This window comes from Bacillus haikouensis (genome assembly GCF_013179555.1).
In the GTDB taxonomy this organism is placed as follows: Bacteria; Bacillota; Bacilli; order Bacillales; family Bacillaceae_B; genus Rossellomorea; species Rossellomorea haikouensis_A.
The window spans coordinates 1-22,036 of sequence record NZ_JABMCR010000040.1 but is presented as its reverse complement, the minus strand read 5'-3'; the positions used below and the strand labels follow the sequence as shown (position 1 = coordinate 22,036).

16 protein-coding genes are annotated in these 22,036 nt (G+C 40.7%); 12 read left to right on the top strand and 4 right to left on the bottom strand.

Annotated elements, in window-relative coordinates:
* Nucleotides 1-208 precede the first annotated feature (208 nt).
* Nucleotides 209-1,624 carry a peptide MFS transporter gene (locus tag HP456_RS06080; protein WP_172249135.1) on the bottom strand — a complete coding sequence of 472 codons (1,416 nt, stop codon included), beginning with the start codon at nucleotides 1,622-1,624 and terminating at the stop codon, nucleotides 209-211.
* Nucleotides 1,625-1,804: 180 nt separating this feature from the next.
* Between HP456_RS06080 and HP456_RS06075 the strand changes: the two genes are divergently transcribed.
* Nucleotides 1,805-2,860: a M42 family metallopeptidase gene (locus HP456_RS06075; protein ID WP_172249134.1), complete on the top strand. Its 1,056-nt coding sequence runs from the start codon at nucleotides 1,805-1,807 to the stop codon at nucleotides 2,858-2,860.
* 196 nt (nucleotides 2,861-3,056) lie between these two features.
* A complete protein-coding gene (locus HP456_RS06070) occupies nucleotides 3,057-4,532 on the top strand; it encodes a UDP-N-acetylmuramoyl-L-alanyl-D-glutamate--2,6-diaminopimelate ligase (protein ID WP_172249132.1) in 1,476 nt (491 codons plus the stop codon).
* Nucleotides 4,533-4,598: 66 nt separating this feature from the next.
* On the opposite strand, the gene HP456_RS06065 is transcribed toward HP456_RS06070, so the two are convergent.
* Nucleotides 4,599-5,816 (bottom strand): NupC/NupG family nucleoside CNT transporter, encoded by a 1,218-nt coding sequence (locus HP456_RS06065; RefSeq protein ID WP_172249130.1) that lies wholly within the window; start codon nucleotides 5,814-5,816, stop codon nucleotides 4,599-4,601.
* A gap of 182 nt (nucleotides 5,817-5,998) precedes the next feature.
* On the opposite strand from HP456_RS06065, the gene HP456_RS06060 reads away from it, so the two are divergent.
* From HP456_RS06060 to nhaC, 3 genes are all read left to right on the top strand, one after another.
* Nucleotides 5,999-6,232, top strand: a complete 234-nt coding sequence (locus HP456_RS06060; RefSeq protein WP_172249129.1) for a YueH family protein — start codon at nucleotides 5,999-6,001, stop codon at nucleotides 6,230-6,232.
* Between the two features lie 858 nt (nucleotides 6,233-7,090).
* Complete coding sequence (locus HP456_RS06055; protein WP_172249127.1) at nucleotides 7,091-8,659, top strand: peptide chain release factor 3; 1,569 nt, start codon at nucleotides 7,091-7,093, stop codon at nucleotides 8,657-8,659.
* A 693-nt stretch (nucleotides 8,660-9,352) separates the two neighbouring features.
* Nucleotides 9,353-10,756: a Na+/H+ antiporter NhaC gene (gene nhaC / locus HP456_RS06050; protein ID WP_172249125.1), complete on the top strand. Its 1,404-nt coding sequence runs from the start codon at nucleotides 9,353-9,355 to the stop codon at nucleotides 10,754-10,756.
* Nucleotides 10,757-10,839: 83 nt separating this feature from the next.
* Here nhaC and HP456_RS06045 read toward each other — a convergent pair whose 3' ends face one another.
* Complete coding sequence (locus HP456_RS06045) at nucleotides 10,840-11,694, bottom strand: hypothetical protein (RefSeq protein ID WP_172249124.1); 855 nt, start codon at nucleotides 11,692-11,694, stop codon at nucleotides 10,840-10,842.
* 190 nt (nucleotides 11,695-11,884) lie between these two features.
* Between HP456_RS06045 and HP456_RS06040 the strand changes: the two genes are divergently transcribed.
* From HP456_RS06040 to HP456_RS06015, 6 genes are all read left to right on the top strand, one after another.
* On the top strand, nucleotides 11,885-14,971 hold the full coding sequence (locus HP456_RS06040) for an efflux RND transporter permease subunit (protein WP_172249122.1): 3,087 nt from the start codon (nucleotides 11,885-11,887) through the stop codon (nucleotides 14,969-14,971).
* Nucleotides 14,972-15,257: 286 nt separating this feature from the next.
* On the top strand, nucleotides 15,258-15,719 hold the full coding sequence (locus HP456_RS06035) for a hypothetical protein (RefSeq protein ID WP_172249120.1): 462 nt from the start codon (nucleotides 15,258-15,260) through the stop codon (nucleotides 15,717-15,719).
* A gap of 256 nt (nucleotides 15,720-15,975) precedes the next feature.
* Nucleotides 15,976-16,758 (top strand): MeeY/MeeF family manganese export membrane protein, encoded by a 783-nt coding sequence (locus tag HP456_RS06030; protein WP_172249118.1) that lies wholly within the window; start codon nucleotides 15,976-15,978, stop codon nucleotides 16,756-16,758.
* 207 nt (nucleotides 16,759-16,965) lie between these two features.
* Nucleotides 16,966-18,162 (top strand): DUF5667 domain-containing protein, encoded by a 1,197-nt coding sequence (locus HP456_RS06025; protein ID WP_172249116.1) that lies wholly within the window; start codon nucleotides 16,966-16,968, stop codon nucleotides 18,160-18,162.
* Between the two features lie 227 nt (nucleotides 18,163-18,389).
* The gene (sigI, locus tag HP456_RS06020; RefSeq protein ID WP_172249114.1) at nucleotides 18,390-19,145 is read left to right on the top strand and encodes an RNA polymerase sigma factor SigI; all 756 of its coding nucleotides are present in this window, start codon (nucleotides 18,390-18,392) and stop codon (nucleotides 19,143-19,145) included.
* A complete protein-coding gene (locus HP456_RS06015) occupies nucleotides 19,142-20,233 on the top strand; it encodes an anti-sigma-I factor RsgI family protein (protein WP_172249112.1) in 1,092 nt (363 codons plus the stop codon). Before sigI ends, HP456_RS06015 begins: the two co-directional genes overlap by 4 nt.
* Nucleotides 20,234-20,358: 125 nt before the next feature.
* On the opposite strand, the gene HP456_RS06010 is transcribed toward HP456_RS06015, so the two are convergent.
* A complete protein-coding gene (locus HP456_RS06010; RefSeq protein WP_032089084.1) occupies nucleotides 20,359-20,559 on the bottom strand; it encodes an alpha/beta-type small acid-soluble spore protein in 201 nt (66 codons plus the stop codon).
* A gap of 250 nt (nucleotides 20,560-20,809) precedes the next feature.
* Between HP456_RS06010 and HP456_RS06005 the strand changes: the two genes are divergently transcribed.
* A partial coding sequence (locus HP456_RS06005; RefSeq protein WP_172249110.1) for a TrkH family potassium uptake protein occupies nucleotides 20,810-22,036 on the top strand: 1,227 nt, incomplete at its 3' end.

Here is a 22,036-nt window from a genome sequence, read left to right as displayed (position 1 = left end):
CCACCAGCCTCTGAGCAAAGCCCTTACGCTTTTCTAATAAGCTACTTTTCCCGCAGGAGTCTTCGTCTTGCACTCCAATCAACCGCTGGAAAGAGCTAAAATCTAAATGTACATTAAACAAAATAAAAACCCGAACTAATTTGCTTGTAAGAAGGCAAATTAGTTCGGGTTTTACTTAGACTAAAACACTTTTGTCCCACCCTCTTTTTTATCTTGGTGCATTTTCTTCTTTCATCATTGAAACGAGTTTTTTTGAAACTGAGAGAAGGATCAGTCCCAATATTATCGCCACCGCTCCGATGGTAGCAAATATCTCCAAATATCCCAAAGTAGCCGTTAATGATGCCAGTTGGCCGGCAAGGAGACTCGCGACCCCGATAGCGGCCATCCATACCCCCATCAAGAGTGAAGCGATTTTCACCGGAGCGACTTTACTGACGAGCGAAAGCCCTACCGGAGATAAGAACAATTCACCCAGAGTATGAAAAAGATATGTGAATATGATGAACATTATATTTGCACGGGTGACAATGTTTTGTTCGTCGGATCCTGTCTGAAGGACGGCGGGTATCAAAATCATGAACCCAAGTCCAAGGAGGATCATTCCGAATGCCATCTTTGTGGTCATGTTCAAATCTCCACGTTTAGATTTGGAAAGTTTCAACCATACACCTGATAGAATTGGGGCAAGCAGGATGATAAACAATGGATTGACCGACTGAAACCAGGCTACTGGAATTGTATAGCCGAATATCTCTCTGTCGATAAAGTTCTTTGTATATAATGTGAAAGAACTGCCCGCCTGCTCAAACCCCGCCCAAAAGAATACCACGAAACAAGCGAGTATCAATATTGCCCGCGTACGCTGTTTTTCTTTTGGAGATAAAGGGACATTCTGATTTTCGTTGGATTCTCGTGCCAATTGTTTATTTGGTTTCACTCCTACATTTCCTAAGTACCTTTTGCTGAACGCACTGAATATCAATTGTCCTGTAATCATGCCCAATGAGGAAGCGAGAAACGCCCACTTAAATCCATAATGCAGCGTCCCATCAGTAAGAGGCCTTAAAAAAAGATCTTCAGCAAGGAACCCTGCTATTAATGGGGCAAAAAAGGCCCCTAAATTTATCCCCATATAAAAAATGGTAAAAGCTGCATCTTTGCGTTTGTCATTTCTTGGATACAGTTCACCTACAAGGGTTGAAATATTTGGCTTGAAAAAGCCGTTTCCAAGAACCAATAATGCCAAGCCAATGTATAGGCCTGTCTGAGAATGGGTGAGGAAAATGGTGAAATCCCCGCACGCCATTGTTATGCCGCCGATGGTGATGGCTTTTCTTAATCCGATATACCTGTCGGTCAACCAGCCGCCCAGTATAGGGGTGAAATAGACGGCTCCCGTATAAAGGCCGTATATCGATAACGCTTTAGCGGGCTCGACACCGAGACCGCCGCTCACAAAGGCAGTCGTTAAATACAGTACCAGAAGAGCCCTCATTCCATAATAACTGTACCTCTCCCAAAGCTCAGTAAAGAATAATAGATAGAGCCCTTTAGGGTGTTTTTTTCCTTGAGGTAATGAATCCAGCGTTGAAGAATTCACTATTGAATCACTCCCACTCATTATATTTCCCGATCATAAACTATATCGTTTGTTGTTTGCAGCAAAAATATGTTGTATCAGGAAAGGTTTTTCAGCGCAGGAGGTCATAATGTTTGAAAAGTGTAATATTCCATTGTCGAAAAGCTTCATTTGTAGAACAGGGATGCATGACGATATAATAAAGAAAGGGAGGGAGTCATTATGAGTACATATCCAGATACAAATAAAACGATTCAATTAATTAAAGAGCTTGTTGAAATCCCAAGTCCATCCGGTAACACAGATAAAATCATAAATTTCGTCGAAGAATATCTTTCAGATCTGAGTGTTGATATGAGAAGGAACCGAAAAGGTGCTCTTATCATCACCATCCCGGGGGAGAATACGCAAAGTCAACGTATGCTCACAGCACATGTGGATGCCTTAGGTGCTATGGTCAAAGAAATCAAAGCAGATGGTCGACTCAGACTTTCTATGATCGGAGGATTCAGATGGAACGCGGTTGAAGGTGAATATTGCCAAATTGAGACTTCCAGCGGCAAAATCTACAGCGGGACGATCCTCATGCATCAAACCTCCGTGCATGTTTATAAAAATGCAGGAGAAGCAAAGCGTGATGAAACAAATATCGAAGTCCGCATCGATGAAAAAGTAACAAACGCAAGAGAAGTAAGAGAACTCGGTATCGAAGTTGGAGACTTTGTTTCTTTCGATCCACGCGCCGAATTCACAGAAAGCGGATACATCAAATCCCGCCACCTGGATGATAAGGCAAGTGTCGGAATGCTGCTTGAATTAATCAGGCAAATACAGTCTCAAAGCGTTGTGCTTCCCTATACAACACACTTTCTTATCTCCAACAACGAAGAAATCGGCTACGGGGGCAATTCCAATATTCCGCCGGAAACAGTCGAATATCTGGCGGTGGATATGGGAGCAATCGGGGATGGTCAATGTACAGATGAATATACAGTATCAATTTGCGCGAAGGATTCGAGCGGACCGTATCACTACGGATTAAGAAAACATCTCGTTCAATTGGCAGAAGATAATGGGATAGACTATAAAGTGGACATCTATCCTTATTATGGATCTGACGCATCCGCGGCTATCAGGGCAGGATTTGATATCGTACACGGCCTGATCGGGGCAGGGATTGATGCTTCCCACGCCTATGAACGTACGCACGAATCGTCCATCTTTCATACCGAAAAACTGCTTTGGCACTATGTCCAATCCAAAATGGTAATGGAGTAATCATGTAAGTCTTCCTTATGGCTGAATTTTGCCGCAAGGAAGACTTTTTGTTTTAACCAGATCTCTAACGGGAAGAACTGAGATAAGTGGAAAATGAATCTTAGTCAATTTAGGAGGTATTTCTCTTATCAAAGTGAAAGTCATAAGGTAAAATAGAAATAATATCATAATAAGAATTAATGTGAGGGTCCGAAAGATGAATACATACAACCTTTTAGAAAGTATTAAATTAAAAACTGTATATGGAGAATTACCTTCCAAGGTGAAAGACATTTATGTCGATTCAAGAAAAGTAACCGAAGGAGGCGTATTTGTCTGTACAAGAGGCTACACGGTGGATGGCCATGATTATGCCGGAAAAGCAGTGGAGAGCGGAGCAAGACTGGTCATCGCAGAAAAACAGCTTGATATTGATTTGGATAAAGCTGCTTTGGTAGTGGTGAAAGATTCCTTTAAGGCTCTGGCACAGCTTTCGAATAAGTATTATGATTATCCTTCCAAAAAGCTTAATGTGTTCGGAGTCACAGGGACAAATGGAAAAACCACTGTTACGAACCTGATTCATTCGATGTTAAAAAAAGATCATCAAAAAGCAGCGCTTTCAGGAACAATCGGTTTCAATTTGGACGGTGAACTCCTGCCTAGTGAAAATACCACATGTGATAATTTAACCAACCAGCAAATGTTGAACCTGGCAGTCGAGAAAGACATTCAGAATTTCATCCTTGAGGTGTCATCTCATGGACTGAGCCTCGGAAGACTCTGGGGAATAGACTTTGATGTGGTTGCATTTACAAATCTTAGCCATGATCACTTGGATTACCATGAAACGATGGAACATTACGGGTACGCTAAAGGATTATTGTTCTCCCAATTAGGCCAGGACCTTGAGAACCCTAAATACGTGATTTTAAATGCGGATGACGAATGGTATAATCGATATCATTATATGACGCCTCATGAAGTTATCAGTTATTCACTGGAGGCAAAGGCTGACTTTAGAGCAGACAGAATCAAATATGATAACGATAAAACTTCATTCACCCTGCATTCTCCAGAAGGTTCTTTCGAGGTGGAAATGAAGCTGCTTGGAAAGTTCAATGTATATAACATTCTCACTGCAATGGCTTGCTTATATGCCCGGGGAATGGAAGTGGAGAAACTAGTAGGGATTGTAAGGGAACTGCCTCCTGTCAGCGGAAGAATGGAAAAAGTGGAAATGGACGCCCCATTATCCGTTTATATCGACTATGCTCACACACCAGATGCTATAGAAAAAGCTATAGAGTCGGTGCTTCCGTTCAAACAGAACAAAATTATCTTCCTCGTGGGTACAGGCGGAAACAGAGATAAATCAAAGCGTCCGACAATGGCTGAAAAAGCTTCACTTGCAGACTACGTCATTTTGACTACAGATGATCCGCGCTATGAGGAGTATGACAGCATTCTGAATGATCTTGAAAAAGGAATGAAGCATGACCAATATGCTTTGATCGGCGATCGTGCAGAAGCCGTCAAACATGCTGTCGAGATAAGTGAACCTGGGGACATCATTATTTTCGCTGGTAAAGGACATGAAGATTATCAAATCGTCGAAAACACAAAGTATCCTCACAGCGATAAACACATTGCAATAGAACAAAGCAAAATAAAATATATAACAGCAAAGTAAATAAGCTGCAAAAAAGGAGATGGCGAATGGCCATCTCCTTTTTAAATTAAACAATTAATTTTAGAATTAAATAAACATACCTGCGATTGCAGCACTTAGTAATGATGCGAGAGCTCCGGCAATTACTGCTTTAATTCCGAGACGGGCAATGTCACCTCTGCGGTTAGGTGCGAGATTACCAAGCCCCCCGAGCAGAATACCCAATGATGATAGATTGGCAAATCCGCAAAGTGCAAATGAAATGATGGCAACTGTCTTATCTGACAGGTTTCCGATTTCAGGTGCAAAAGCTGAATAAGCAACAAATTCATTAATAACGAGTTTTTGACCGATAAAGTTACCAGCCATCACAGCTTCACTCCAAGGTACTCCGATAGCAAATGCAAGTGGAGCGAATGCATAACCTAAGATCAGCTCAAGTGATAAATTCTCTACTCCGAACCATCCTCCGATACCACCTAAAATTCCATTGATCAATGCAACCAATGCAATGAATGCCAGTAGCATTGCACCAATATTCAATGCTAATTGCAGACCAACGCTTGCACCGTTGGCAGCTGCATCGATCACGTTGGTTGATTCAGAATCCGCTTCCATATCGAATTCTTTAGGTTCAGGCGTATTGTCTGTTTCAGGAACAAATAATTTCGCAATAACAAGTCCCGCAGGTGCTGCCATGAAACTCGCAGCAAGCAGGAATTCTAGAGGGACACCAAGCAATGAATAGCCGATTAATACAGAACCTGCGACAGAAGCAAGTCCACCGGTCATGACAGCAAATAATTCTGATTCTGTCATTTTTGCCAGATAGGGACGAACGACTAAAGGAGCTTCAGTTTGACCTACAAAAATATTCGCAGCTGCTGACAAAGACTCTGCTTTTCTTGTACCAAGAAGTTTTGATAGTCCTCCGCCAAGGATTTTAATAAAGAACTGCATAACTTTTAGATAATATAGTACAGAAATTAAAGCTGAGAAAAAGATAACAACAGGCAGTACATTTAACGCAAAGACAAATGCTATATTCGACTCTTTTGTATATAATCCTCCGAATAGGAACTCAATCCCTTCGTTTGAGTAGTTAATGATCTGATTAACTCCCATTGTCAATGCTTCTAATCCATTTTGACCCCAAGGAGTCTTAAGAACTAGAAAAGCAAATAATAATTGGATAGCAAGGCCGCCAAGAACCGTCCTGAAATTAATACTCTTTTTATTGGAAGAGAATAGGAAAGCGATTCCAAGAACAACCAATATACCCGCAATACCCCATAAATAATGCATTCTTTTCACCTCATAAATAGTAAAGTAACTAACTTGATGCTTTCGGTTTTTTATTTTACAATTCTTTCAGAAGTCTGACAACCTACAATTACACGTTTATGACATGTTTTTTACAAAGTTGTACGGACAAGTTCGTCATTAGTATGCTCTACTACAGCGTTTTCATGAAAGGGGATTCAAAAATGAAAATAAGAAAAAATTTTTTGGAAGGCTTGGAACAAAAAGTATATATTCACGAAAATAAAAAGGAAGAGTTGATTTTAGTAGCGATTCCTGACATTGAATGGAGTTATTCATTTACATATGATGCAGCAGACATTCGAAATAAGTTACTTCTTTCCTTGAAAGTGCGGGTTACTGAAGAAACAGCGGAATTGGTAAGCAGAAGAATACTGCAGTGGACGAGGGAAATGTAGGTATGGGAAGCTAATCCTTTACAGCGAGCCGCCTGCGCTTTATTTTATCCAGCTCCGGCGGCTAGACCCTCGAGGTCATAAGCTAAATGGTCCAAGAAGGCAAAAGTGCGCCTTCCTGGTCCATTCATCTTATGCTTGTCGGGTCTGGGCAAGCCGCCTGCGCTTTTATTTTATCCAGCTCCGGCGGCTAGACCCTCGAGGTCATAAGCTAAATGGTCAAGAAGGCAAAAGAGCGTCTTCCCGGTCCATTCATCTTATGCTTGTCGGGTCTGGGCAAGCCGCCTGCGCTTTATTTTATCCAGCTCCGGCGGCTAGACCCTCGAGGTCATAAGCTAAATGGTCCAAGAAGGCAAAAGTGCGCCTTCCTGGTCCATTCATCTTATGCTTGTCGGGTCTGGGCAAGCCGCCTGCGCTTTTATTTTATCCAGCTCCGGCGGCTAGACCCTCGAGGTCATAAGCTAAATGGTCAAGAAGGCAAAAGAGCGTCTTCCCGGTCCATTCATCTTATGCTTGTCGGGTCTGGGCAAGCCGCCTGCGCTTTATTTTATCCAGCTCCGGCGGCTAGACCCTCGAGGTCATAAGCTAAATGGTCCAAGAAGGCAAAAGAGCGCCTTCCCGGTCCATTCATCTTATGCTTGTCGGGTCTGGGCAAGCCGCCTGCGCTTTATTTTATCCAGCTCCGGCGGCTAGACCCTCGAGGTCATAAGCTAAATGGTCCAAGAAGGCAAAAGAGCGCCTTCCCGGTCCATTCATCTTATGCTTGTCGGGTCTGGGCAAGCCGCCTGCGCTTTTACTATTGCATCTTCATATAAGAAAGAATATGATGGGAAAGAAGACTGACGAGAAAGGAATTTATGAATGAAAAAAGACTTTAAAGAAGAGGTTCAGTCACGAAGAACCTTTGCTATTATATCTCACCCTGATGCAGGGAAAACAACGTTAACAGAGCAGTTGTTATTGTTTGGCGGGGCAATTCGTGCTGCTGGAACGGTAAAAGGTAAGAAGACCGGGAAGTTTGCGACTTCCGACTGGATGGAAATTGAAAAGCAAAGAGGGATTTCTGTTACATCTTCCGTGATGGCATTCGATTATGAAGATTATCGTGTAAACATATTGGATACACCCGGACACCAGGATTTCTCTGAAGATACGTATCGGACATTGATGGCAGTTGACAGTGCCGTCATGATCATCGACTCCGCTAAAGGGATTGAAGCTCAGACATTGAAATTATTCAAGGTCTGCCGCATGAGGGGGATTCCGATCTTTACTTTCATCAACAAGATGGACCGTCAGGGGCGGGAACCGCTTGAATTGCTGGAAGAGCTGGAAGAAGTCCTGGGGATACAATCGTATCCAATGAATTGGCCGATCGGAATGGGGAAGGAATTCCTTGGGATCTACGATCGATTTCATAACCGGGTGGAGCAATTCCGCGTTGAAGATGAAAACCGGTTCATTCCCCTTAATGGAGAAGGAGAAATCGATGGAGATCATTCACTGAAGGAAAGTAATCTATACAATCAAACATTGGAAGATGTTCTACTGCTTAATGAAGCAGGAAATGAATTCTCGAGGGAACGGATCGCAAATGGGGAACTCTCACCGGTATTTTTCGGAAGTGCTTTAACTAACTTTGGTGTACAGACATTCCTGGAGACTTACCTGCAGTTTGCACCGTCACCTCAGCCGAGGAATTCTGATGTTGGCGAAATAGATCCGACAAGTAATGAGTTCTCCGGTTTCATCTTTAAGATTCAGGCGAATATGAACCCGGCTCACCGTGATCGGATCGCCTTCCTCAGAATTTGTTCGGGACAGTTTGAAAGAGGAATGTCGGTCAACCTGCCCCGAATAGGCAAAAATATTAAACTGGCCCAGTCAACTCAATTCCTTGCAGATGACCGCAGTACAGTGAATGAAGCCGTCAGCGGGGACATTATCGGTATTTATGACACAGGTACGTATCAGATAGGTGATACTCTTACAGAAGGTAAAAAAGCCTTTCAATATGAAAAGTTACCACAGTTCACACCAGAATTATTTGTAAGAGTTACAGCTAAAAACGTTATGAAGCAGAAGCACTTTCAAAAAGGGATCCTTCAGCTTGTACAGGAAGGTGCTATCCAATATTACAAAACCCGCACGGAAGATGTAATTCTTGGGGCAGTTGGGCAACTTCAATTCGAAGTGTTCGAGCACCGGATGAAAAATGAGTACAATGTCGATGTCCGAATGGAACCTGTTGGTTCTAAAATTGCCAGATGGATTGAGAATGAGGAAGATGTGAAAGAGTCAATGTCAAGCTCCCGCAGTATGCTTGTGAAAGACCGGCATGAAAATCTCGTCTTCTTATTTGAAAATGATTTTGCGATGAGATGGTTCTCAGATAAACATCCTGACATCAAGTTGTACAGCTTGATGTAAATGCAAATAGTACGATTTAAGGCTGGGACAAAAGTTTTTAGTCTAAGAAAAACCCGAACTAATTTGCCTTATTATAAGCAAATTAGTTCGGGTATTTGTTTTGTTAAATATACATTTAGTTTTTAGCTCTTTCCAGCGGTTGCACGGAAATCATTAGCAGGTTTTAAGAACATACGCTGAATTGTTCGTCTTTATGTCGTGGTTTATTCGTTTTGTCCCAGCTTCTTATACATGTGGATTATTATTTTTATTATATTGACAATGTTCATCATCATGTTACAATGAATCTATTAAATCTTACTTTAGTGCATAAAAGCTGAAAAGCGTTTAAGTGTGAAAATAAATACATTGTCCTGGACAAATCAGTAGGATTTCTAATAGACAGCAACCAGAGACTAAGCGGCGGGTGGAAGCTTAGGTCAGAGAAAATCCGAATTACATTGTTCATTGAAATGTTTTTCGCCTTGATGAGAAGCGGCGGATTTCAATAAGGACAAACTTTTATGAAGCGGGGGCATTCTTTCTTCATTCAATCCAATGAATAGGAGTGAGGTTGAAGAGATGATTGCTCCAATTAGGGTGGTACCGCGGAGGAACTCTTCGTCCCTATCAGGGATTGAAGGGTTTTTTTATGCGCAAAATCCCCGATTCCATTTATTAATAACGATCATTATTTAAAGGAAGTGCTATCTTATGTTAAATATTAGTAAAGTTCATCAACCTAAATTGATTGAAGCGATTGTGGTACTGCTGATCGTTCTTGCGACGATCAGCATAAGCATCATTCGTTTTGAATCTGTTCCTCATATGCCGATTATCACGTCGTTATTTATTCTGATGATTTACGGTTTTCTCCGTAAAGTGAAATATAAAGATATAGAAGAGGGGATGATCGGAGGGGCGCAAGGCGGACTTGGTGCAGTACTATTATTCATCTTCATCGGCCTTCTTATCAGCAGCTGGTTAATAAGCGGCACGATTCCGACTTTGATGTTTTATGGGTTTGAATTTGTATCTCCGCATTATTTTTATGCAATTGCTTTTCTCCTGACCTCCTTAAGCGGGGTGATGGTCGGTAGTTCACTGACAACGGCAGCTACAATCGGGGTGGCGTTAATCGGGATTGGGGAGGCGATGGGACTTTCCATGGCCATCACTGCTGGAGCGATCGTTTCCGGGGCATTTTTTGGAGATAAAATGTCACCATTATCCGATACAACGAATCTTGCTTCCTCGATTGTAAAGGTAGATCTTTTTACACATATTCGAAACATGGCATGGACCACGATACCGGCATTCATCATTACGATTATTGTCTTCCTTCTCTTTTCGCCAGGTGAACAGGATATCAATCTATCAGAGCTTGAAGCACTTCAGGAAGGTTTGAGTCAGACGGGATTGGTTCATTGGTACAGTATCATCCCTGTCATCGCCCTCCTGCTGGTTATAGCGCTCAGAGTGCCGGCATTGCTTGCACTTGCCATTAATGTGGCCGTATCAATCGGAATTTCGATGCTCCACTTTTCCTGGGACGTAAAAGAGCTTTTAAGCATATTGTTTTCTGGATATACCTCCAAGACAGGAGTGGAAGCTGTTGATTCACTTTTAAGTCGAGGCGGTGTTGAAAGTATGATGTTTACGATTTCGTTAGTCATTCTATCTCTAAGTTTGGGAGGTTTGCTATTTAAACTTGGAATCATTCCTGCTATTCTTACTCGTGTATCTCTTGTCATCGGATCAGCAAAAAGATCCATTCTCACAGCGGCTCTCACTGCTATCGGGATAAACGTAGTAGTTGGTGAGCAGTATTTATCCATTCTTTTGACAGGCGAGGCGTTTCAAACTCAATTCAAGAAAATGGATCTGCATCCTAAGAACCTGTCAAGAACCCTTGAGGATGCAGGGACGGTGGTAAACCCGCTGGTACCTTGGAGTGTGTGCGGTATATTCTTGACGGATGTGCTGGGGGTTTCAACAATGGATTATCTTCCATTTGCCGTCTTTTGTATTGTATCTCCTCTAATTACGATTTTGTATGGATTTACGGGCTGGACGATCAAACAAGAAAAAAGTGAAGTGAAACACGCAATCAATTAACAAAATACCTCTTTAAAGACTGTTCCTCTATGAATAGAGCATTTACCGGAAAGGATAAATGTCTAATCAGGCTGGAACAGTCTTTATTGTGATGCTGTCTGAAAAGCTCTAAAGTGGCGGTGATATATATACTTCCCTGCCTGAATCATCGTGATATGAACAGCAGGTAATATAAATATATAATAGGAATCCTTTAAAGTGAGAATGCCCTGATTAACCATCAATATCTCAATCGTGAGTAAAAATACCAGCGACATGATTGTAAAAGGCAATTCTCTGCTGCGGAAGTAAATGATAAGGGAGTATAGGTAGGTTGCAAATAATAAATAGATACCATTCCCAATAATGTTGTTTTTCATTTCTACACTTGAAAAAGGAATAGGCAGCGAATACAAACCTAATAAACCTGAAAATATCCAGCCTGCCGTTTCAGAAAGTGCCATCATAACAAAAAATAAAGTGGCAAAATTGACATATTGAGATCTTTGTTCATGTAAAAATCTCCACCATATACGAGAGAGGATGACAGCTAAAATTAAAAATATAATCGTGTAGAATGATTTCCACCAATTATGTTCGTAAATATTTAAATGCAGGAAGAGTGTTTCAATCATATAGAACAGACCAATAATAAAGAGAGTCCACCTTGTATTTAAATGAAAGACTACAAGGGAAGTGATTGCAACAGGTACTGCGAGAGCTTGTGAAGTGATAGAGCCCGCAATACTGTCATTATACTCATTCGCCAATATATCGGGGTTATATTCATAGCTTTCTAAAATGATGAAAACGATAAATTCAAAAAAATAGCACAGTCCGCTTATAAAAAGCCAAAACAAAATGATTTGAGGGGATTTTTCTCTGTTTCTCATGATTGTATAACCCAGCAGGATTACACTGATGATACTTATTGACAAAAATGGAACCCAGTTTGGCATGTTTTTACTCCTTACTAAAGAATAAGCTTTAGTTTGCACAAACAAAAAGAGATTTATTTATTGGTGACCGAAGTGTGAACTTTTGAAAACAGGGATGTTTTATTATTGAAGGTTTATGTTGAAGGACTTATAGTTAAGCTAACTGCGTTTACCATACATACAAGTAGATTGAGAAGGGGGAGCAAAATCATTGAAAATCAGTGATTTTTCGATACGTCGTCCTGTTTTTACGATCGTGACGATGTTGTTAATCTTGATATTGGGAGGAGTGTCTCTCCTCAGAATTCCTTTAAAACTTATTCCCGATTTGAATCCTCCCGTGGGAGTTGTAGTGACGAATTACCCTGGAGCCAGTCCGGAAGAGGTAGTGGAGAAAGTTACAAAGCCGCTTGAAGAAAGCCTTTCTACGTTACCGGGAATGAAGAACATTCAATCGACATCCAGAGAAGGATCCAATTTTATTCTTCTTGAATTTTCATGGACAACGTCAATTGATGATATAGAAAACGATGTCCTTCAGCGGATGGATCAGGCCCCTTTACCTGATGGTGCACAGGAACCGAGGTTCTTAAAATTTGATCCTGCACAATTTCCAATCATTCAAGTTTCCTTAAGAGAAGAAGGGGAGATGGACAATCTTAAGCACCTCTCTGAGAAACTGAAATTGGAACTTACTCGTGTAGAAGGGGTTGCGAACGTAAATGTGTCCGGCTCTTTTAATGATGAGGTTGTCATCGAATTGAATCAACAGGCGTTAAAAGAGAATAGGCTGAAGCAGGCAGACATCGTCAATTCCATCAGGGCTAACAATGTGACATCACCGGGTGATACGATTGAAACAGATGGACAAACCTTGACTACCAGGGTCATAAGCCAATTGGAAAACGTGGATGAAATGAAGGGACTTATAGTTGGAACGAATCCTCAAACAGGCAAAAAAATCTCTCTTGATGAAATCTCAAGTGTTGAACGGAAGGAAGAGAGCACGAACACCTCCACACGGGCAAACCAGGAGCCTGCAGTTCTATTCAGCGTACTCCAGCAATCGGATGCGAATACGGCTTCGGTTTCAAAAGCATTTCAAAAAGAATTGGACAGGTTGTTGAAACAAGATCAATATAAATCAATCAAAGCCAATATCCTGTTTGATCAGGGAGATTATATTTCGAAAGCGATAGGCAATATAACCAATTCATTGTTGATTGGCGGAGCATTTGCCATGCTCGTACTCTTCTTGTTTCTGAAAAATGTGAAGAGTCCGTTGATTATAGGGGTGGCCATCCCGTACTCAGTCATTGTCACTTTCGTTCTCATGTTCTTTGCAGACTTTACTCTGAATATTATGACGCTAGGTGCCCTGGCGCTGGGAATCGGGATGCTGGTGGACAATGCCATTGTTGTTATTGAAAATATTTATAGGCATCTTTCTTTGGGAAAGGATGCAAGAACTGCAGCGAGTGAAGGGGCTAAGGAAGTTGGCGGAGCTATCACAGCATCCACTCTGACCACTGTCGCGGTCTTTCTACCCGTAGTGTTTATTTCAGGATTACTTGGAGAGTTATTTACTGAATTTGCACTGACCATTTCATTCAGTTTGATTGCTTCATTAGTTGTTGCACTGACTGTGATACCGATGCTTGCCAGCAGACTCTTAAAGAAGCCTAAAGGGAATCTCGAAGCTAAACGTCGACGTTCGAAGACACGTAAACGTTTCGTTCAAAGCATTAAATGGTCATTGCGCCACAGGGGTGTTGTACTAATTATAACCATAATCACTCTAGTAGCTGGAGGGTATGGACTTACGACTGTGGGCACTCAATTTCTACCTCCTACTGATGAGGGATTCTTTAATATGAGAGTAGAATTGGAAAATGGTTCATCAAAGGCAGAAACGGATAAAGTAGTAAAAGCGATCGAACAGAATTTAGAGAAACAGAAAGATGTCGCTGTGTTTGTCAGCCTGGTAGGAACTACCCAGGAGGAATCTTTCAGAGGTTCTGAAAAAGGAAATATAGCTGAAATCTATGTGAAAATGAAACCTCTTGAGCACAGGGGTCGATCCATCTTCGAATTTGCCGATGATATAAAACCGGAAATCGAGAAAGCTGCGCAAAAAGTGAATCATTCAGCTGAAGTTTCATTCAATCTGCAGTCGACTTCCGGGACGAGTCCTCAAACGTTAACGTTTAACATAAGGGATACCGATAAGGAACGACTGGATGATACAGTTGACCTTGTATACGAAAACCTGAAGGGTATGGAAGATGTAACAGCACTCGGAACAGACCAGATGGAAACAGTTAAGGAAATACAAATGGATGTAGACAAGGACGAGTCGTTAAAGCAGGGACTTGCCCCTGCGCAAATCGGATCAGCCGTACAAGACATCACAAGAGGGGTCATGGCCACACAGATTGTTACAAAAGAATCTGATGTACTGAGTGTCTATGTTAAGTACGACCGGAACATTACTGAGAATCTCGATTCGCTTAAAAAGCTTCTTATCCCTAATGGAAGGGGAGAGTATATAGCACTGGATTCTGTGGTGGATTTCAGCATTGAAGATGGACCGGTCAGCATCCAAAGAATGGATCAGCAGCATGCCGTGCAATTTGATTTGACTTATACATCGTCCACTAACCTGGGAACCATTTCAAAGGCTGTGGATGAAAAGATAGCGGAGCTGAATCTGCCGGATGCAACACAGGTATCCTTCAGCGGTGACAGAGAGCTGTTGGAGGATTCAATTGATGATATGGTGCTGGCACTGGGGCTTGCGATCATCCTTGTTTACTTGGTAATGGCTGCACAATTTGAATCGTTTAAATATCCTTTTGTCATCATGTTCACTGTTCCTCTGATGGTGATAGGGGTAGCTGCTGCCCTTACAATTACCAGGACGCCGATTAGTATCTCTGCAATCATTGGAGTAATTGTACTGGCTGGTATCGTGGTTAATAATGCCATTGTCATTGTAGACTATATCAATCAACGCAAAGAAACGGCCGAGAACAGTTTTGAAGCGATCGTCGAAGCAGTTCAAGACCGTACACGCCCAATTCTGATGACCGCTCTCACCACCATTCTAGGTCTGCTTCCATTGGCTCTTGGAATAGGCGAGGGGACAGAAATCAATCAGCCTATGGGTATAGCTGTTATCGGAGGGCTTGTCAGCAGTACATTATTGACCATTTATGTAATTCCTGTTGTATACAGTTTCTTTGATAAAGAAACAAGGCGTATGAAAAGAAAGAAAAGATACACTTATAAATTTTAATTAAAGGTTACCCGGGGCAGATACTGCTTTGGGTAATTTTTTAATCTTCAATCTTTATGTTCCTGATTGTTGCAGGAAAATAGTAATGATTTGGCCAACAAGAATCTTAAAAAAGAAACACTCGTAATAATTAGGAGGATAATGGCAAAAATAAGCGGAGATACATCTCGAGGAGGACTATCAAGATGTCACAATCCCTTAATATACATAAAAGCAGACTGACATATACTTTTATATGCATTTCCCTCAGAAAGGGTAATCTATCTCTAATTAAAAGAGGATATCTATGAAGAAATCCATAACAAAAACAGAAGGGATTCTTTGGAGTATTGCCCTGCCGGGGTTTCCACAACTATTGGCAGGCCATTGGTTTAAGGGAACGTTATTTGTACTTCTTGAAATCATCATTAATGTCCAGAGCGATTTTAATCAGGCGATCATGTATAGTTTCTTAGGAAAAACACATTTGGCTGCAAGTACGATTGACTATCAGTGGCTGATGTTTTATCCATGTCTTTATATGTTTGCGATGTGGGACGCATATAAAATTGCTCTAAAAAAACAAGAAGATTATGCTTATCTGCCTTTTGTACTGTCTGCCTACTTTGTCACAGTCGGCCTTATGTATTCACCCAAGGTATATTTATTCGGAAAATTCATCGGGCCCATCTTTTTTCCAATGATGTGCGTGATACCCGGTGTTTTTTTGGGGTTAGCACTTCGATCATTCCTGTTGAAGTATCGGTAAGGCTGAATTCTTTACGGATTCGTGTCAATAAGATAAAATAATACTATACAATATACGTTTTCTTTTTGACAAAGGGGAGTAGCTATGGGCTTCGGCCTAAACAAAGTCGTCAATTCATGGATTTTTCCATCGGCTTTGTTGGCATATGTTGGATGCTAAGCAAGACCTTTGCCTTAATAGGCAAGGGTCTTTTTTGTTTTTATTAATTTCCTTGCCTATTGGAAAACTAATAGTGAAAACAGGAGGGACTTTATAAATGGATGCATCAATGTTTCTGGAGTACGGATGGGTACTTCTCATTCTTGTCGGTCTCGAGGGGATCTTAGCAGCAGATAATGCCGTGGTCATGGCAGTGATGGTTAAGCATTTACCAGCAGAGCAAAGGAAGAAAGCTCTGTTTTATGGATTATTTGGAGCATTTTTATTCAGATTCCTTGCTCTTTTCATGATTTCTTTCTTGGTCGATGTGTGGCAGGTACAAGCGATAGGTGCACTTTACCTTTTCTATGTTTCCATTCATCATTTTATTAAAAAGAAAAAAGATAAAGGAGTGGTGGAAGGAGAACCAGCCAATGCAGAAGGGTCGGGCTTCTGGACTACAGTGCTGAAAGTGGAGCTGGCTGATATTGCGTTCGCTGTAGATTCAATGTTGGCAGCGGTAGCACTTGCAGTCACTCTCCAGCCAACGGGCTGGTTTCAAATAGGAGGAATAGACGGCGGTCAATTTATCGTCATGTTCCTTGGTGGAGTTATCGGCCTCGTTATAATGCGGTTTGCTGCAACTTGGTTCGTTAAATTGCTTGAAAAATATCCTACACTTGAGTCAACAGCGTTCTTGATTGTTGGATGGGTCGGTGTAAAGTTGGCAGTGTTTACTTTGGCACATCCAGCAGTAGCAATACTGGATCAGCATTTTCCCGAATCAAAAGGCTGGAAAGCTGTTTTTTGGAGCGTTCTTATCCTTCTGGCAGTTGGAGGGTATGTATTATCAAAAAAGAAAGCAAAGAATACAAATGAACAAGAATTGGAAACTGAATAATGATATAGCCCAGAAAGCTGGTGGTGCGTTCATTCGTATCATCAGCTATTTTATTTCATTTCTGCACTTTCACTGTATGATGAAAAAATTCATCTGTCGCTTTAGTGGAATTTTTCATCTTTTATATTTCATACCCCCTCAAAAAAAAACTCACAAACGTAATTCATTTAATGAGCGATCGCTACAAAAAAATCTGGGGTGCTACATATGACAAAACAAAAACAATTAACAATCATGAAATCTACACTGGCTGTATTACTTGCTGGGTCTGTTACATTTTCTGGGACTTCTGTTTTTGCAAATTCAGATGGCAAAACATTTGACTCTGTAAAAATGGAAGAGCAGGAAGCGTCTGTAAACACAAATGTACAGGTGAATGATGAAGCAACAATTGATTCGGTAAAAAATGAAATAGACAAGTTGGAAGAATCCACTGCTGCTCCATCAATAGTACCTGGTGATTTCTTTTATTTTGCAAAGCTTGCGTTAGAAAAAGTCAAGCTTGCTTTTACACTGGACGAAAGCAAGGAAGCAAAATTAATTGCAGTTTACGCAGCTGAGCGTTTAGCTGAAGCAGAAGCTTTATTTCAAGCGGGACAAGAGGAGAAATCTGTCGAAGCTATTCAAAAGGCAATTGAAATGATGAACTCATTTGAAGATAAAATGGCTGAAGAGGCCGTAAAAGAAGATGCTGCAGATCAGCCTGCAGATGATGCTGACCCAGCAGAAACAGATGCCAATCATGACTCTGATACTGATGCAGATATATCAAAAGAAGAAACTGCTGATGGAACAACAAGTGATGAGAAGGCTATAAAAGAAATAAAAGAGATGATGTCTGAAAACATCGCAGCTTTAAGTTCAGCATTAGAAAGAGTGAAAAATCCTAAGGCAAAAGCCGCTCTGCAAAAGAATATTGATAAGAGTTACGCAAAATTAGCTGAGAAGCTTGCTAAACATAAAGAAAAGTTGGTACAACAAGAGGAAGAAAAAGATGAAACAAAAGAATCTGGAGAAGAAGCAGCGGAATCAGTAACTGAAGTAACCGCTGATTCTTCAAGCGATGAAGGAAATACAACGATTCCAGCAGTAGATAAGCCAGCTGAAGGCGCAGAAGAAACTGAAACAGCAACGGAAACAGTTCCAGTCAAAAATCAACTGAATAAACAAGAAGTGAAAGAAGAACGTAAAGCAGTTCAACAACAGGCGAAAGAACAGCGTGAAGAGAAAAAACAAGAAGCAAGAGAGAAGCATGATAAGAAGAAAGAAGAAAGGGAGCAAGCTCATCAAAAAGAGAGAAAAGAGCACAGAAGCCAAAAGGAGAATCATGACAGTAAGGGTAACGGTCATAAAGAGAGTAGCGGGCAAAAAGGGAATGGTCATAACGGGAACGGACGTAACTAATTTTGCATCTTCAATAAAAAGAATGAATCATCTTACCGGATGAAAGATGCTAAATCATCAGTCAGAAGGGGAAAACTAAGGCGGCTTTCACTGTAGTGTAGTAAACTAAGGGGACTTAGTGGAAACATTCGGGGATGGATGCGGCTTTAGGAAACCCCTTCCTCTCTATTTTCCATTGAAAAATGGCAGCTTATTAGTATAATAGTTTGCAGAATGGGGTGAGACTGATGCAGAATGTATTATTATTTTTGATGACGAAAAAAAAGAAGCAGCCAGCTCTAGAAGAGTTGGCCATTGATATCCAACATGGTGATGAGCAGCTGCTTAATAAGGTTATAGATGATTATAAGCCATTTATCAAAAAAACCGTTTCTTCAGTTTGCAAACGGTATATATATGAAAGCGATGATGAATTCAGCATCGGTCTTATCGCTTTTCATGATGCTATCTTTAAATATAATAACGAACGAGGTTCTTCCATAATAAGTTTTGCCGAAGTCATTATTAAACGCAAGGTCATCGATTATATCCGGAAAAACGGGAAGATTCAGGATATCAGTATTGATCGGAATCTCGTGGGAGATGAGGACGATACAGCAGCTTTGACAATCGAACAGGTCGTTTCTGTTGAAGAATACGCGAAGCAGGAAGACAGCTTGAAAAGAAGAGAAGAGATCATTGACTTTCAAGACCAGCTGTCCCTTTATAATCTTTCATTTATAGATTTAGTCGAGCAATCTCCAAAACATGAGGATGCCAGACTTAATGCGATAGAAATTGCCAAAAAAGTTGTCACGTCGAATGAATTAATGAATTACTTAATGGAGAAAAAACGTTTACCTATAAAAAAAATAGAAAAACAGGTAAATGTGAGCAGAAAAACAATCGAGAGAAATAGAAAATACATCATTGCCATATCCCTTATCTTGATTGGAAATTATGTGTATTTAAAGGATTACTTAAAAGGGCGGTTAGATATATGAGTAAAGGGATCATTATGGAAATCAGACGTGATGTTCTTATTATGATGACGCCGGATGGACAGTTTGTGAATGGAAAAAAGAAGCCAAATCAGCAATATGTTATCGGTGAAGAAATTCCTTTCTTTCCAGAAATGAAAGAAAGCAGGGTAAAAGTGAAGAGAAACTGGAAGACAGCTGCCTCCATTCTTTCTGCAGCCGTCCTCATGCTTACACTATTTTCTGCATCTCTTTTACAGAGTAATAAAGCATACGCCTATGTCTCGGTGGATATTAATCCCAGTCTTGAGCTTACGTTAAACAGGGATCAACAAGTCCTCGAGATAACTCCATATAATGAAGATGGGGAAATTCTAATACAAAAATTAGAACATTGGGAAAAAGATAAAGTAAGTGAAGTGGCCGAAGAGATCCTGCGTATGAGCGCAAAACTTGGCTATTTGAAAAACGATCAGAATGTGTGGATTACATCGACTTTCACAAATCATGCTGCAACTGAAACGCACTCTGCTCTGCTTAAGGATTTGAATAAGTTTGTAAAACTGTATAATGATCTCCATAGTGCAAAAATCATCATGAATGAAACAACCGAGGATTTGAGGGATGAGGCGGTTAAAAAAGGAGTAACAGCAGGAACTCTTTTAAAAGAAAACGAGGTTATAGCCAATCCAGCTGAGAATAAAGAAAAAAAGCCTTCAAAAGATACGAGTGAAGAGAAAAAGGCAACCGTTCCAGCTGCATCCAATGATGATGGAAATCCACATCCTTCTAAACACGGTGAAAAAAAGCAGAAAGCCCCGACCGGTCTGGAACAAGATAACAAAGCAGGAAACAATGAGAAAAGGAATAATGGCATGAAAGACCGAAGCCGTGGAGAGAATAAAGACAGTGAAAAATTCAAGGGTAACAATGGATCACATCAGGAAGAAAATCAATCTGATAATCGGTCCCACCCTGCGAAGAATGAAAAAGATAATTCAAGGAATAAATCCAACGGGCACGAAGGCAGATCAAACCATCATGATAATAAACCGAACAATCAACAAAAAAATGGAAATGAAGGTAAAGGTGAAAAGGAAAAAAATCACTGATGATTTTCATTGCTGAGGGTTGCTGAATATGCATAATGGAAAAGGCTCATTCATTCTCGAATGAGCCTTTGCTTTGTATGTATAATAGCCAGCCGGCAATTGCCGGCTGAACATAGCCATTATTATTATTTAGTTTGTCCGCCTGAAAGCTGTGATTGGGCTTGCTTTACAAGTCGTTTCGTAATTTCTCCTCCAACTGAACCGTTAGAACGGGAAACAGTGTCAGACCCAAGTGTCACACCAAATTCCTGAGCGATTTCATATTTCACTTGATCAAGATATTGTTCAACACCCGGTACTAGTAGTTTATTGCTGCTTCTAGCCATATTGAGTACCTCCTTTTCTAATGAAACGTGAAGCTTAATTGCTTCCGTATGAATAGTATTTGTTAATTACATACCATCATAAGTGGAAATATTTTATACCGTTCAGTTAATCGAATAAGAAACGGTTTAAGCTTTCAGCATGAAAGAAAGAATAAAATAAAGGGAATCCTCCTTTTTTCCTTTCTTTCCATGCGCATTTTATTTAAGATAGATAAGGTAAATGATTATTGTCTTTGAAAGGGAAGTACATATGTGGTTAACATTTCGCTCTAAACTAAATAAGTTAACACCTGCACAAGTGATCGTATCCTATTATCTGCTTGCCGTAACGGTGGCAACGATATTATTAAGTCTCCCAGTGGCACATAAGCCGGATGTAAATTGGAATTTTATAGACGCTTTATTTACTTCTGTAAGTGCAGTTAGTGTTACAGGACTGACTGTGGTGAGTACAGCCGATACTTTCAGCACTACGGGTATTTTCCTTTTGATATTCGTCCTTCAGTTTGGGGGAATTGGTGTAATGGCAGTCGGAACGTTCTTTTGGCTGCTTGTTGGGAAGAAAATCGGATTAAAGGAACGTCAATTGATCATGACGGATCAAAATCAAACCAATTTATCCGGGTTGGTTAATTTGCTTAAGCAAATTTTACTCCTGATCATCATAATTGAAATAATCGGGGGACTTACACTCGGGGTGTATTTCTTAAGTTATTATTCTACCTGGCAAGAAGCTTTTATTCATGGATTGTTTGCGTCTGTAAGTGCTACGACCAACGCAGGGTTCGATATTACGGGACAGTCACTTATCCCGTTTAAACATGACTATTTTGTTCAATTCATCACGATTATCCTGATTACGATGGGAGCCATTGGATTCCCTGTGCTCATAGAAACAAAGGACTTCCTGATGAATAGTAAAAGACGCAAGCACCATTTCTCTCTCTTTACGAAAATAACGACCCTGACGTTTGGATGTCTATTAGTGTTCGGAACGTTGATGATTATCATCCTTGAATATAAACATTTCTTCAGCGGAATGGTATGGCATGAATCATTCTTTTATGCTTTGTTTCAATCGGCCTCTACAAGAAGCGGGGGTCTTGCTACGATGAATGTTGCGGAGTTCTCAACTTCAACTTTATTAGTGTTGAGCGGTCTGATGTTCATAGGTGCCTCCCCGAGTTCTGTAGGAGGAGGTATAAGGACAACTACCTTCGCCCTTAACCTATTATTCCTCTTCCATTTCGCGAGAGGGAATCAGACTATAAAGATATTCAGAAGGGAGATTCACGAGCAGGATATCATAAAATCTCTTGTCGTGACGATTGTGGCAACACTCATATGTTTTACATCCGTAATTATCTTGTCATTGTCAGAAAGCCACTCATTAATAGAGATCATCTTTGAAGTTACTTCAGCGTTTGGAACAACAGGATTATCTTTGGGGATTACATCGGAACTTTCTACAATCGGA

Excerpts from the sequence above, each read along its gene's own strand:
- HP456_RS06015 (WP_172249112.1), top strand. The coding sequence starts at position 19,142 with ATGAGTAAAGGGATCATTATGGAAATCAGACGTGATGTTCTTATTATG.
- HP456_RS06080 (WP_172249135.1), bottom strand. The coding sequence starts at position 1,624 with ATGAGTGGGAGTGATTCAATAGTGAATTCTTCAACGCTGGATTCATTA.
- HP456_RS06070 (WP_172249132.1), top strand. The coding sequence starts at position 3,057 with ATGAATACATACAACCTTTTAGAAAGTATTAAATTAAAAACTGTATAT.
- HP456_RS06065 (WP_172249130.1), bottom strand. The coding sequence starts at position 5,816 with ATGCATTATTTATGGGGTATTGCGGGTATATTGGTTGTTCTTGGAATC.
- HP456_RS06030 (WP_172249118.1), top strand. The coding sequence starts at position 15,976 with ATGGATGCATCAATGTTTCTGGAGTACGGATGGGTACTTCTCATTCTT.
- HP456_RS06060 (WP_172249129.1), top strand. The coding sequence starts at position 5,999 with ATGAAAATAAGAAAAAATTTTTTGGAAGGCTTGGAACAAAAAGTATAT.
- nhaC (WP_172249125.1), top strand. The coding sequence starts at position 9,353 with ATGTTAAATATTAGTAAAGTTCATCAACCTAAATTGATTGAAGCGATT.
- HP456_RS06035 (WP_172249120.1), top strand. The coding sequence starts at position 15,258 with ATGAAGAAATCCATAACAAAAACAGAAGGGATTCTTTGGAGTATTGCC.
- sigI (WP_172249114.1), top strand. The coding sequence starts at position 18,390 with ATGCAGAATGTATTATTATTTTTGATGACGAAAAAAAAGAAGCAGCCA.
- HP456_RS06010 (WP_032089084.1), bottom strand. The coding sequence starts at position 20,559 with ATGGCTAGAAGCAGCAATAAACTACTAGTACCGGGTGTTGAACAATAT.
- HP456_RS06055 (WP_172249127.1), top strand. The coding sequence starts at position 7,091 with ATGAAAAAAGACTTTAAAGAAGAGGTTCAGTCACGAAGAACCTTTGCT.
- HP456_RS06045 (WP_172249124.1), bottom strand. The coding sequence starts at position 11,694 with ATGCCAAACTGGGTTCCATTTTTGTCAATAAGTATCATCAGTGTAATC.
- HP456_RS06075 (WP_172249134.1), top strand. The coding sequence starts at position 1,805 with ATGAGTACATATCCAGATACAAATAAAACGATTCAATTAATTAAAGAG.
- HP456_RS06025 (WP_172249116.1), top strand. The coding sequence starts at position 16,966 with ATGACAAAACAAAAACAATTAACAATCATGAAATCTACACTGGCTGTA.